Raw genomic sequence first — 12,474 nt, forward strand, 5'->3', positions numbered from 1 at the left:
CCGCAAGATGACCACCAGCAAGAAGTCCCCGGAGCGCCGGTTCCGCGCGCGTTCGAAGCTGCGCAGGCGTTTCGCCGGCCTGCTCGCACTCGGTGTCGCGCTGGTGGGAGCCGGCGCCCTGTACGCCGTGTTCGCGCCCGAGCCCCAGACCGCGCAGGCCCAGGGTGACCCGGCTCTGCTGCGGCAGGGTGAGCAGGTCTACAACAACACCTGCATCGAGTGCCACGGCAAGAACCTCGAGGGCGTGCAGGACCGCGGTCCGAGCCTCATCGGCGTCGGCGACGCGGCCGTGTACTTCCAGACCTCGTCCGGCCGCATGCCCGCCGCGCGCCAGGAGGCGCAGATCGCGCGCAAGCCGCCGAAGCTCACGCCGAGCGAGATCGACGCCGTCGGCGCCTTCGTGCAGGCCCACGGCGGTGGCGTGCAGCGCCCCGAAGAAACCGGTGCCGCCCTGCGCGGCAGTGACCCGGCCCGCGGTGGCGAGCTGTTCCGCCTCAACTGCGCGTCGTGTCACAACTTCACCGGTCGCGGTGGCGCGCTCTCGGCAGGCAAGTACGCGCCGAATCTCGACCCGGCCACCGAAGAGCAGATCTACGACGCGATGCTCACGGGTCCGCAGAACATGCCGAAATTCTCCGACCGGCAGCTCAATCCGGAGGAGAAGAAAGACATCGTCGCTTATGTAAAGTCGGTGTCGGACGGCAACAACAACCCGGGTGGCAACGGTCTCGGCGGGTTCGGTCCCGCCTCCGAAGGCCTCATCGCGTTCGTCGTCGGAATTGCCGCACTCGTCGGCATTACGCTGTGGATTGGATCGAAGGCATGAGTGCCGAAGGGCCCCAGCCGCCCTCGGAGGCGGAACTGGCTGAGATGGACCGCGATCAGCTGCTCAAGCTGGGCGGTCAGCTGGACGGCGTCGAGATCGTCGACTATCCGGAACCGTGGCCGGTCAAGAACACCCGCGCCGAACGCCGCGCGCAGCGGGTCGTGGCGTTCTGGTTCGCCCTGTCCGCGCTCGCGGGCCTGGCGTTCGTCGTGGTCATCGCGTGGCCGCACTGGTGGGAGTACAAGGACCCGAGCGACGCGAGCGGGCACGCCACTTACAGCCTCTACACCCCGGCTCTGGGCGTCACGCTCGGCGTCGCGGTGCTGGCGCTGGGCATCGGCGTGATCCTGTACACGAAGAAGTTCGTGCCGCAGGAGAACGCGGTCCAGCAGCGCAGCGACGGCCCGTCGGCCGAGGTGGACCGCGCCACGATCCTCGCGCACCTGGCCGACGCCGGGAGCCGCAGCACCATCGCCCGCCGGTCGCTGATCAAGCGCACCGCCGGCGCGAGTGCCGGTGTCCTGGGTCTCGCGGTCGCGGCCCTGCCGCTGGCGTCCTTCATCAAGGACCCGTGGAAGGACACCGACAACGAGAACTCGCTGTGGCACACCGGCTGGCAGCCGCAGCACCCGGGTGAGGTCGTGTACCTGCGCCGCAACACCGGCAGCCTGGACGAGGACGTCGAGAAGGGCGTCACGCTCCTGCGCGTCGAGGACCTCGACGCCGGTGCCATGGAGACGGTGTTCCCGTACCGCAAGACCGAGGCGGGCAACCGCGAGGCGCTGGCCGCCGCGCTGACCCGCGTCGACAACCCGGTGATGCTCATCCGGCTGCGCCCCACCGACGCCGCGCGCGTGGTGAAGCGGAAGGGCCAGGAGGACTTCAACTTCGGCGACTACTACGCGTACACGAAGATCTGCAGCCACGTCGGCTGCCCGACCTCCCTGTACGAGCAGCGCACGAACCGCATCCTCTGCCCGTGCCACCAGTCGCAGTTCGACGCCCTGCACTACGCCAAGCCCATCTTCGGCCCGGCGACGCGGCCGCTGGCACAGCTGCCCATCACGGTTGACGCAGAGGGATACTTGATCGCACGGGGCGACTTCATCGAGGCCATCGGTCCGGCCTTTTGGGAGCGTAAGTCATGAGTTCACTCACCACGCCCACGAAGGGCACGAGCGCGCTCGAGCAACACCTCGGCGAGGCCGCGGACAACGCGGACCAGCGGTACAAGCTGGCCAAGGGCCTGCGTCACCAGTTCAACAAGGTCTTCCCCACGCACTGGTCGTTCCTGCTGGGTGAGGTCGCGCTCTACAGCTTCATCATCATCCTGCTGTCGGGTGTGTACCTGACGTTGTTCTTCGACCCCTCCATGCAGGAAGTCACCTACCACGGGAGCTTCCAGAACCTGCAGGGCGTCGAGATGTCGCAGGCGTTCCGCACCACGCTGGACATCTCGTTCGACGTGCGCGGCGGCCTGTTCGTGCGGCAGCTGCACCACTGGGCCGCGCTGATCTTCGTCGCCTCGATGATGATCCACATGTTCCGGGTCTTCTTCACCGGCGCGTTCCGCAAGCCGCGAGAGGCGAACTGGGTCCTCGGTGGCCTGCTGCTGGTCCTGGGCATGTTCGAGGGCTTCTTCGGCTACTCGCTCCCCGACGACCTGCTCTCGGGTACTGGTATCCGCGCGACTCTGTCGGGCATCGTGCTTTCCGTGCCGGTCATCGGCACCTGGATCCACTGGGCGCTGTTCGGTGGCGAGTTCCCGGGCGACCAGATCATCCCGCGCTTGTACACGCTGCACATCCTGCTGATCCCGGGCATCATGCTCGCGCTGATCGGTGTGCACGTGGGGCTGGTCTGGTACCAGAAGCACACGCAGTTCCCGGGCGTGCGGCGCAAGGAGACGAACGTCGTCGGCGTGCGCATCGTGCCGTACTTCGCCCTCAAGGGCGGCGCGTTCTTCACGCTGGTCACCGGTGTCATCGCGCTGATGTCGGGCCTGTTCCAGATCAACCCGGTGTGGAACTTCGGTCCGTACAACCCGTCGATGGTGTCGGCCGGCTCGCAACCGGACTGGTACATGGCCTGGGCCGACGGCATGCTGCGCATCTGGCCCGCATGGGAGGTGTACCTCGGGAACTACACGATCCCGGCGGTGTTCTTCCCCGGTGCGATCGGGATGCCGGTGCTGATCGGGCTCCTGCTGGCGTACCCGTTCCTGGAGCGGAAGCTGTCGAAGGACAACGCGGCGCACAACCTGCTCCAGCGGCCGCGTGACGCACCGGTCCGCACCGCGCTGGGCATGATGGCGCTCGGGTTCTTCCTGGTCATCGAGCTGTCGGGCTTCAACGACATCATCGCCGACCAGTTCGACATCTCCCTGAACGCCACCACCTGGGCCGGCCGCATCGGCGTGCTGATCGTGCCGCCGATCGCGTACTACCTCACCTACCGGATCTGCCTGGGTCTGCAGCGGGCCGACCGCGAGGTGCTGGAGCACGGCGTGGAGACGGGCATCATCAAGCGCCTGCCGCACGGTGAGTTCATCGAGGTCCACCAGCCGCTGGGCGGCGTGGACAGCCACGGCCACGCGATCCCGCTCGAGTACCAGGGCGCCGCGGTGCCGAAGAAGATGAACAAGCTCGGCACCGCCGGGCACGCCGTCCCCGGTTCGCTCTGGACCCCGGACCCGCCGGAAGAGTCGGCCGCTCTGGAGCGCGCCGCCCACGAAGGCAATGGCGACGGGCGCGGCCAGGCCGCCGAGGGCGACACCTCCAAGCTGGGCAGCCCGCAGCTGACCAGCGCCCAGCCGTCGGATTCGCGCGGCTCCGGGCACTGAGTTCCCGATCAAACGGCGAAGGCCCCTCCACCCGTCTCGGGTCGGAGGGGCCTTCGCCGTTCGCAGGTATCAGGCGCCTTCGACGCCGATCTCGAACGCGGAGTCCGTGTCGGCCCGCGAGTACGAACGGAACGCGATGTGCGTGACGGTGTCCAGCACGCCGCGCACCTTGCCGATACGGCCGGGGATGAGGTCGGCCAGGTCTTCGTGGGCCTTCACGCGCACGGTGGCGATCAGGTCGACGTCACCGGCGCACGAGTAGACCTCGTTGACCCCTTCGAGGTCCGCGATCGCCTGCGCGGCCTGCGGGATCTCCTCGGCCTCTACGTTGATCAGCACGATCGCCGTGATCACAGCGTTCCTCCACTCCCTGGCGGTACCCGACGAGCGCTGATCGTAGCCTTCGTCACCCCGCCACCCGCTCCAGCGTCCGCGCACCCGCCACGAGATCGAGCCACCCGCGCCACCCCGCGACGGCCGTGGGTTCGGCCCACGGGCGCGTGGTGCGCACGAGCCGCACGCCGGGGCGGGCGAGCCAGCGCAGCAGCACCGCCACCTCTTCCCCCGACGCGCCGCGCAATGGACCTTCGCCCGGCAGCACGGTTTCCGCGGCCGCGACGAGGTGTTCCACCACCGGCATCGGCGGCACGCCGCGGCGGGCGACGCCGGCGGACGCCAGCCGGCCGTGACGGATCACGGAGAGCTCCCAGCCGCCGTTGCCGTCCGGGTGGGCGGCGATGAGCTCGGCGATGTCCGCGAGCGCGGCCTGCCGGTGGGACCGGCCGACGGCCCGCACGAGGTCGGCCAGCTCGTCGCGGTGCCGGGCGGCCTGCTCGTAGTGCCGGCCCTCCGACAGCCGGTCGAGCTGGGCGGCGGCCAGCTTGAGGGGACGGCCGTCCTGGCCGGAGATCAGGTCGCGTGCGGCCGTGACGGCGGGGGAGTAGTCGGCCACGCTCTGGCGGCCGGCGCACGGCGCGCCGCAGCGGCCCAGCTCGGCGAGCACGCACGGCGTGGCCGAGCCGCCGCGGGCCGAGATGCGCAGGGTGCAGGTGCGCAGCCCGGCGGCGCCCGCGAGCGTGTCGGCGGCGGTGCGTGCGTCGGCCTGGCTGCGGAACGGGCCGAGCGTGCCTTCGCGCGGGAGGCGGACCACGGACAGGCGCGGGAAGGCCTCGTCGGTGAGCCCGACCCACCACGCGTGGTGCGGGTTCTTCGAGCGGCGGTTGTACATCGGCCGGTGGGCCGCAATGAGCCGCAGCTCGCGGATCTCGGCCTCCAGCGAGTGGGCACACTCGATGGCCTCCACGCGCTCGGCCAGCGCCACCATCTCGCGGATGCGCCCGCGGCTCTCCGACCCCGTGAAGTACTGCCGCACGCGCCGGCGCAGGTCTCGCGCGGTGCCGACGTAGAGGACCTCCTCGCGGGGACCGCGGAACAGGTACACGCCGGGCCGTGATGGCAGGTCGGCCGCCAGGTGGCGTTTGCGCCGCTGCGCGGTGGTCACCTCGGGCAGGTAGTCCACGAGCTCTTCGACCGTGTGCACGCCCACGTTGCCGACCCGCTCCAGCAGCGCGTGGAGGACGTCGACGGTCGCGCGGGCGTCGTCTAGTGCGCGGTGCGTGGGCCGGGTGCGGGAACCGAGCAGCATGGCCAGGTTGGACAGGCGATAGCTGCGGGCCTCCTCACGCGGGATCACGCGCCGGGCGAGCTTCACCGTGCAGATCACCGTGGCGCGCGGCCAGACGTAGCCGTGGCCTTCGCACGCGGCCCGCATGAAGCCCGTGTCGAACCCCGAGTTGTGGGCCACGAGCACGGCACCGGAGATGAACTCGAGGAACGGGGGCAGCACGCGCTCGATGCGCGGCGCGTCGTAGACCATCGCCTGCGTGATGCCGGTGAGCTCCACCACCTGCGGCGGGATCGGTGAACCCGGGTTCACCAGCGTCGCGAACTCGGCCACCACTTCACCGCCGCGCACCTTCACGGCCCCGATCTCGGTGATCGCGTCCGGCCCCGGCTTCGTGCCCGTGGTCTCGAGGTCGAAGACGACGAACGTGGTGTCCCGCAACGGGGTGCCGAGCTCGTCGAAGGCCAGCTGTGCCTGGCCGGGCCGCGGTCGGGTGTCCATGATCGCGCACCTTAGGACCGCCCACCGACAATCCCGGACGGCACGATCCGTGTGACGGGTGTGGCGCGGGTGCCTGGTGGGGGGTTCTCACGTCCGGTGACCAACGGCGCGCGATCCGGCCCCGGGGCCTACCCTGGACCAATGCATCCCCAGCCCGTGGATCCGGTCGCACCCGAGGAGGCCGTCGGCCCCTCGGTCGTGCCGGCGCGGGCTGACGCGGCCACCGCGTCAGCCGGGACCGACGCGGCCGAGCTCACCGAGGCGGACGCGCCGGTGCCCGAGCCCGCTTCCTGGGCGGGCCTGCCCGACGCCGTGCGCGAGCGCATCGTCGAGCTGGCCGCCACCGCCGTCGCGAAGCTGCCGCCCACCGACGTGCCGCGGCAGTTGCGTCCCGTCGCGAAGTTCGCGCCCGCGAAGCGCGCGAAGCTGGGCGGCGCGGCGTTGCTGGCCGCGCTGGGCGACTCCGCGCAGTTCCGCACCGCCGTGATTGAGTGGCTGCGCGAGCACCGCACCGACGCGCTGGACCCCAACGCCCCCGATTCCGTCGTCGGCGCGGCCGCCGCGGTGCTACTGGGCGAATCGGGCGCGGCCGGGCGCGTGCGGCTCGTCGCGAAGAACGCGGAAGAGACGGCGCTGCGGGCCGAACGCGACGCCGCGCTCGCGCGCAACCAGAAGCTCGAGGCGGAGCTGGCCGTGCTGCGGGGGGAACTGGACCAGGCGCGCGGCACCGTGGAGGCCGCCCGCGGCGAACGCGAGGCCGAAGTCGAGAAGCTGCTTCGCCGGCTGCGCGAGCAGGGCGTGCAGCTGCGGCAGGCCCGTGACGCCGCCGAGGAGGCCCGCGCCGAGTTCGCGCGCGGCGCCACCGCGAGGGCCGAGGAGATCGACGCGCTGACCGCGCAGCTGGACCGCGAGCGTCGCCGCGTGGCGGCCGAGCGCGCGCGGGCCGAGCGAGCGGTCGCCGACGCCGAGATCGCCCGTCAGTCGGCCCGTGAGGCCCGGGAAGCCGATGAGGTGCGTCTGGCGCTGCTCGTCGACACGATCGACGGCGCCGTGACCGGACTGCGCCGCGAGCTGATGCTGGGCGACCGCGGCGCGCGGCCCGCCGACATGGTGCGCGGTGCCACGTCGGGGCTCGGCCCGGGCGGGCGCGTGCAGGACGTCGGGGCGCTCGACCGCTACCTCGCGCTGCCCAACGTGCACCTCATCGTCGACGGCTACAACGTGACCAAGACCGGCTACCCCGAGCTGGCGCTGGCCGACCAGCGCGACCGGCTCATCCACCAGCTTTCCGCCCTAGCCGCACGCACGAGTGCCGAGGTCACGGTGGTGTTCGACGGGGCGGGGGTGCTGTCCGTGCCGGCGTCGGTGCCGCGCGGTGTGCGGGTGCTGTTCTCCGACCGCGGCGTGCTGGCCGACGACGTGATCCGCTCGCTGGTGGCGGCCGAGCCGAAGGGCCGGCCGATGGTCGTGGCGACGTCCGACCGGGCGGTCGCCGACTCGGTCCGCGCCACCGGTGCGCACTCGGCTCCCTCGGCGGTGCTGGTCAGCCGCCTGAGTCGCGTCTGAAACCCGTCCGGGGGACGGCTGGGGCCGGCGGGGCGGAAACTGTCGGTGGTGGCTCCTACCGTGCGTCGCAGGAAGCACGACAGCCGACTTGCGGTGAGGAGCCTCCCGTGACCGAGAACACGAACCACCCGCCCGACCGCGACCTCGACAGCGTCGATGTCAGTGAGTTCGACCTCAGTGCTGTCGACGTCGGCGACGTCGATCCGGCGGACCTCGACACGCTGGTCGTCGACTGCGACCGCTGCGCCGTGCGGGGCCACGCGTGCCACGACTGCGTGGTGAGTGTGCTGCTCGGCCCGCCGGTCGCCCTGGCGTGGGACGCGGACGAACGGCGAGCCGTCGACGCACTCGCCGAGGCGGGGATGGTGCCCCGGCTGCGCTTGGTTCCGGAGCCCGAACGTAAGCCCGCCTGACAATTGTGGGTGATAACGGCGCGACGAGTGGTCGATCGGATCGGGTGAACGGTCGGTAGCAATTTCACGCCATTCTGACACCACAGCGTATGACTGCCGTCACACAAACCCTCCCTCGCTGGTCCGATGGTGTTTCGGCGAACTACGGAGAGTTTTTATGTGGGGCCCGGTGGACGCGGTGACGGTCTTTTCGTAACCTGTCCGAGATCTCGCGGCCAGCAGCCGTCGGCAAGACGGCGACGCGGGATCGCCGCCGGAAAAGGCTTTGTCGGGGAGCCAACACCGGAACCACACCGTGCGCGTGAGGCTGTTGCAGTGAAACGCGGCCGGAACGCGCGGGGTGGACGCACGAAAGAGGGCCCCCGACCTCTTCGGCGTCACGAGGTTCCGACGGCGGCCCGACAGCAAAGGAGACACGCGCGACCGTGCAGTCGCATCCAGTCAAGCGCGTGGTGTCAGGTGCCCTCGCGGCAGCCTCGGTGATCGCCATGGTCACCGTCGCCCAGCCCTCGGCCACGGCCATCGCAGCTCCCATCCCCGCCCTCCAGACCCCGCCCGACTCCGGTTCGGACGCCCTCGCGAAGTACCGCGACCTCGCCTCGCAGGCCGAGAAGGCCAATGAGGACCTCCTCAAGGCCCAGGACGACCAAGCGGCCCGCCAGAAGGACCTCGACAAGGCCAACACCGACGTCGAAAACGCGAAGAAGTCCGCGCAGCAGGCCGAGAACAACGAGAAGCTCTACCGCGTCGACGTCGACAAGTTCGCCGGCGCCTCGTTCCTCAGTGGCGTGCAGATGAACAAGCTCTCGGCGCTGCTCGCGGGCACGTCGACGCAGGAGTTCCTCGAGCGCTCTTCCGCGCTGGACCAGATTGCGTCCCAGAAGGACGCCGCGCTCGACGCGCTCGCCGGTGCCGTGAAGCAGGCCCAGGACGCCACGAAGCAGGCTGCCGACGCCGCCAAGCGCGCGACGGACGCCCGTGACGCGGCCGCCAAGCTGGCGAACGACATCAAGGCCAAGCAGAAGACGCTCAACGACCAGATCGCGCAGCTCAAGAAAACCGAGCCCGAACTGTCCACACTGGACCAGGCTCTGCGCGGCGACAAGGGCAGCGCCCCGCCGATGAACATCAAGGCGCCCGGGCCCGAGGCCCAGGCGGCCGTGGACGCGGCGCTGAGCCGACTCGGTGACGCCTACGTGTGGGGCGCCACCGGGCCGAGCACGTTCGACTGCTCGGGCCTGATGCAGTGGGCCTACAAGCAGGCGGGCATCTCGCTGCCGCGCTCGAGCCGGGAACAGTCGACCTTCGGCACTCCGATCCCGCGCAGCCAGCTGCAGCCGGGTGACCTGGTGTTCTACTACACCCCGGTCTCCCACGTGGGCATGTACATCGGCGACGGCAAGATGGTGCACGCTCCGACCACCGGCGACGTCGTGAAGATCTCGCCGCTGCAGAGCCAGTACGTGGGCGCCCGCCGCCCCAGCTGAGCAGCAATCCTTCCCTGCCCACGGGGCGGTACCGCAGACGCGGTACCGCCCCGTGGTCGTCGGTGGGCCACAGCGCCGGCGACCGGGCCCGATAGCCTGCCCGTGTGCTGAGGACGCTGCTCGTGACCAACGACTTCCCGCCGCGGCCCGGAGGGATCCAGAACTACCTCAACTCGCTGGCCACGCGGCTCCCGGCCGACGACCTGGTGGTCTACGCGCCGTCGTGGGAAGGGAAAGCCGGCTCGCACGTCGACTTCGACGCCGAAGCGCCCTTCGAGGTCGTGCGGCACCCGACGTCGCTGATGCTGCCGACGCCCGACGTGCTGCGCCGCGCGAAGCAGATCATGCGGGGCCGCGACTGTGAAGCCGTGTGGTTCGGCGCGGCGGCGCCGCTGGCGCTGCTGGGGCGCCCGCTGCGCCAGGCCGGCGCGAGGCGGGTCGTGGCCTCCACGCACGGGCACGAGGTGGGCTGGTCGATGCTGCCGGGTTCGCGCCAGGCGCTGCGGCGCATCGGCGACACGGTCGACGTGCTCACCTACGTCAGCAAGTACACGCGCCGCCGCTTCGGCGCGGCGTTCGGGCCGATGGCGGGGCTCGAGATGCTGCCGTCCGGCGTGGACACCACGCTGTTCGCGCCCGACACGGGGGCGCGCGAGCAGATCCGCGCCCGCCACGGCCTGGGCGACCGGCCGACGGTCGTCTGCGTTTCGCGGCTCGTGCCGCGCAAGGGCCAGGACATGCTCATCCGCACGTTGCCGGAGCTGCGCAAGCGCGTACCGGACGTCGTGCTGCTGCTCGTCGGCGGCGGTCCGTACCGCAAGCGGCTCACGGAGCTCGTCGCCGAGCTCGACGTGGCCGACAACGTGGTCATCACCGGCTCCGTGCCGTGGGCCGAGCTGCCCGCGCACTACAACGCGGGCGACGTCTTCGCGATGCCGGCGCGCACTCGCGGCAAGGGGCTCGACGTGGAGGCGCTGGGAATCGTCTACCTGGAGGCGTCGGCGACCGGGCTGCCCGTGGTGGCCGGCACGTCGGGCGGCGCGCCCGAGGCGGTGCTCGACGAGGTGACCGGCCACGTCGTGGACGGCCGGGACGTCGGCCAGCTGCGCGACACCCTCGAGGCCCTGCTGGCCGACCCCGTGCGGGCCCGCCGGATGGGCGAGGCGGGGCGCGCGTGGGTCACGGAGAACTGGCGGTGGGACACGATGGCCCAGCGCCTGTCCGGCCTGCTGGACGGCGATCCCGTCGCCGCCGTGCGTTAGCTACGGCTCGTAGACCGCCGGGTGGCGCGGGTCGTCGACGCGGACGGTGACGTCCGCGAGCGCGCCCGGATCGACCTCCGACTCGTAGCGCTCGTACGCGGGCAGCGCCCACGCGTCGTCGTCGGGCAGGCGGCGGCGCAGCGCGGCGGGGGAGAGCCACAGGTGCACCACGAGGTCGAACGCGAGGCCGGCACCGAGCAGGAACTCGCCGTTGACGAGGACCACGCCGCCCTCGGGCACCGGCACGCGCGCCATCCGCGTCGCGCGGTCGCGCTCGGTGTCCCACAGCGCCGGCAGCACTTGGCCGCTGCCTTCGCCGGCGAGCGGGTCGAGGACTTCCCGGCGCAGGGCGCCGAGGTCGAGCCAGTCGGTGTAGCGCGCGTCGGGGTTGCGCTTGCCGTGCTCGAAGCGCAGCGACGCCGGGCGCAGGAACCCGCTCGCGGGCACGCGTACCGCGGCGCGGCCCAGCAGTCGCAACGGGTCCACGAGCGCCTCCGCGAGACCCGCGGTGTCGGTGGCCTGGTCGGCGCCGTCCACGGCGACCGCCAGCCGGCGGTGCGGCAGCGCCGCGACGCGCTCGGTCAGCTCGGCGGCCAGGACTTCGGGGGAGATGGGTCGGTAGCGCACGGAAAACCATCCTGCCCTCGGGCCACAGGCAGCACGCGGGCGCGTGGGCATACTGGGGAGCACGACCAGTCAGCCGGAGACCTTGGGGGCGAAGTGGCCGTCGAAGAAATCCCCGTGATCGACGACGAGTTCATGCAGCACACGCACGAGACGCTGGAGCACCTGCACGAGCAGGGCGCCGTGTGCCCGATCCGGATGCCGCGCGGCACCCCGTCCTACCTCGTCACCGGTTACGACGAGGCGCGGGCGCTGCTCGCGGACCCGCGGCTGAGCAAGGACAACCGCGGCGCCTACGACCTGATGGCCGCGAAGGTCGGGGCCGAGAACATCAACCGGAACTTCGGCCAGCTGCTCGGTGCGCACATGCTCAACACCGACCCGCCGGACCACTCGCGGCTGCGCAAGCTCGTGAACAAGGCGTTCACCCCGCGCGCGATCGCCGGGCTGCGTCCGCGCATCGAGCAGATCACCACCGAGCTGCTCGACGCGATGGCCGAGCACGAGAGGGTCGACCTCATGGCCGCGTTCGCCGGGCCGGTGCCGATCACCGTGATCTGCGAGCTGCTCGGGGTGCGCGAGGCGGACCGCGGCGAGTTCACCGGCTGGTCCAACATCCTGCTGGGTGCGGGCGACGTCGAGGAGATGCAGGCGGCCGCGATCGCCATGCACACCTACCTCGTGGCGCTCGTTGCGCAGAAGCGCGCCGAACCCGGCGAGGACCTGCTGTCCGGGCTCGTGCACGTGACCGACGAGGGCGACTCGCTGAGCGAGGAAGAGCTCGTCTCGATGGCCTTCTTGCTGCTCGTCGCGGGCCACGAGACGACCGTGAACCTGATCGGCAACGCGGTACTGGCGTTGCTTCGCGCGCCCGAGCAGCGCGCGAAGCTGACGGCGGACCCGTCGCTGATGCCTGGCGCCGTCGAGGAGTTCCTGCGTTTCGACGGGCCCATCAACATCGCCACCCTCCGCTACACCGTCGAGGACGTGGAGGTCGGTGACCACAAGATCCCGGCGGGCGAGTTCGTGCAGGTCTCGCTGCTCGCCGCCAACCGCGACGCGGGGCGCTTCCCCGACCCGGCCGACCTCGACGTGACGCGCGCGGCCGGCGGCCACCTCGCCTTCGGCCACGGCATCCACTACTGCGTCGGCGCCCCGCTGGCGCGCATGGAGGCGGAGATCGCGCTCGCGGCGCTGCTCGAGCGGTTCCCTCAGCTGCGGCTGGCCGTGCCGGAAGAGGACCTGGTCTACCGCACGAGTCCGCTGGTGCACGGAGTCAAGACGCTGCCCGTGCTGCCCCGCTGAGCGGGACGGCACGTAGGGTCGGCG

11 protein-coding genes are annotated in these 12,474 nt (G+C 71.3%); 8 read left to right on the top strand and 3 right to left on the bottom strand.

Translation table 11 applies throughout. The annotated features are described in order from the left end of the window. The first annotated feature begins 7 nt into the window (after window positions 1–7). Genes AB0F91_RS40915 through AB0F91_RS40925 form a run of 3 tightly spaced genes read left to right on the top strand, consistent with a single transcriptional unit; the run spans window position 8 to window position 3,668 of the window. The gene (locus AB0F91_RS40915; RefSeq protein ID WP_360606839.1) at window positions 8–826 is read left to right on the top strand and encodes a c-type cytochrome; all 819 of its coding nucleotides are present in this window, start codon (window positions 8–10) and stop codon (window positions 824–826) included. Next, entirely contained in the window at window positions 823–1,974 is a 1,152-nt protein-coding gene (locus tag AB0F91_RS40920; RefSeq protein WP_360606841.1) for a ubiquinol-cytochrome c reductase iron-sulfur subunit, read from the top strand. The genes AB0F91_RS40915 and AB0F91_RS40920 overlap by 4 nt, the downstream gene beginning before the upstream one ends. Next, on the top strand, window positions 1,971–3,668 hold the full coding sequence (locus AB0F91_RS40925) for a cytochrome bc complex cytochrome b subunit (protein WP_360606843.1): 1,698 nt from the start codon (window positions 1,971–1,973) through the stop codon (window positions 3,666–3,668). The genes AB0F91_RS40920 and AB0F91_RS40925 overlap by 4 nt, the downstream gene beginning before the upstream one ends. A 69-nt stretch (window positions 3,669–3,737) precedes the next feature. Here AB0F91_RS40925 and AB0F91_RS40930 read toward each other — a convergent pair whose 3' ends face one another. Beyond that, the gene (locus tag AB0F91_RS40930) at window positions 3,738–4,022 is read right to left on the bottom strand and encodes an Lrp/AsnC ligand binding domain-containing protein (RefSeq protein WP_204090534.1); all 285 of its coding nucleotides are present in this window, start codon (window positions 4,020–4,022) and stop codon (window positions 3,738–3,740) included. Between the two features lie 52 nt (window positions 4,023–4,074). Then, window positions 4,075–5,793 (bottom strand): DEDD exonuclease domain-containing protein, encoded by a 1,719-nt coding sequence (locus AB0F91_RS40935; RefSeq protein ID WP_360606845.1) that lies wholly within the window; start codon window positions 5,791–5,793, stop codon window positions 4,075–4,077. A gap of 141 nt (window positions 5,794–5,934) precedes the next feature. Between AB0F91_RS40935 and AB0F91_RS40940 the strand changes: the two genes are divergently transcribed. The 4 genes from AB0F91_RS40940 (at window position 5,935) to AB0F91_RS40955 (ending at window position 10,521) form a co-directional block, all read left to right on the top strand. Then, the gene (locus AB0F91_RS40940) at window positions 5,935–7,359 is read left to right on the top strand and encodes an NYN domain-containing protein (protein WP_360606847.1); all 1,425 of its coding nucleotides are present in this window, start codon (window positions 5,935–5,937) and stop codon (window positions 7,357–7,359) included. Window positions 7,360–7,580: 221 nt separating this feature from the next. Next, entirely contained in the window at window positions 7,581–7,772 is a 192-nt protein-coding gene (locus AB0F91_RS40945) for a hypothetical protein (RefSeq protein WP_360606889.1), read from the top strand. 425 nt (window positions 7,773–8,197) lie between these two features. Then, complete coding sequence (locus AB0F91_RS40950; protein ID WP_360606849.1) at window positions 8,198–9,259, top strand: NlpC/P60 family protein; 1,062 nt, start codon at window positions 8,198–8,200, stop codon at window positions 9,257–9,259. 104 nt (window positions 9,260–9,363) lie between these two features. Continuing rightward, complete coding sequence (locus tag AB0F91_RS40955; RefSeq protein WP_360606851.1) at window positions 9,364–10,521, top strand: glycosyltransferase family 4 protein; 1,158 nt, start codon at window positions 9,364–9,366, stop codon at window positions 10,519–10,521. On the opposite strand, the gene AB0F91_RS40960 is transcribed toward AB0F91_RS40955, so the two are convergent. Then, window positions 10,522–11,148 (bottom strand): uridine kinase, encoded by a 627-nt coding sequence (locus AB0F91_RS40960; RefSeq protein ID WP_360606853.1) that lies wholly within the window; start codon window positions 11,146–11,148, stop codon window positions 10,522–10,524. A 132-nt stretch (window positions 11,149–11,280) separates the two neighbouring features. Between AB0F91_RS40960 and AB0F91_RS40965 the strand changes: the two genes are divergently transcribed. Continuing rightward, entirely contained in the window at window positions 11,281–12,450 is a 1,170-nt protein-coding gene (locus AB0F91_RS40965) for a cytochrome P450 (RefSeq protein WP_360606891.1), read from the top strand. Window positions 12,451–12,474: the final 24 nt, after the last annotated feature.

It is taken from the genome of Amycolatopsis sp. NPDC023774, from assembly GCF_040639695.1.
GTDB lineage: Bacteria > Actinomycetota > Actinomycetes > Mycobacteriales > Pseudonocardiaceae > Amycolatopsis.

Coding starts and splice junctions, on each gene's coding strand:
- AB0F91_RS40915 (WP_360606839.1), top strand. CDS start 8: ATGACCACCAGCAAGAAGTCCCCGGAGCGCCGGTTCCGCGCGCGTTCG.
- AB0F91_RS40920 (WP_360606841.1), top strand. CDS start 823: ATGAGTGCCGAAGGGCCCCAGCCGCCCTCGGAGGCGGAACTGGCTGAG.
- AB0F91_RS40925 (WP_360606843.1), top strand. CDS start 1,971: ATGAGTTCACTCACCACGCCCACGAAGGGCACGAGCGCGCTCGAGCAA.
- AB0F91_RS40935 (WP_360606845.1), bottom strand. CDS start 5,793: ATGGACACCCGACCGCGGCCCGGCCAGGCACAGCTGGCCTTCGACGAG.
- AB0F91_RS40940 (WP_360606847.1), top strand. CDS start 5,935: ATGCATCCCCAGCCCGTGGATCCGGTCGCACCCGAGGAGGCCGTCGGC.
- AB0F91_RS40965 (WP_360606891.1), top strand. CDS start 11,281: ATGCAGCACACGCACGAGACGCTGGAGCACCTGCACGAGCAGGGCGCC.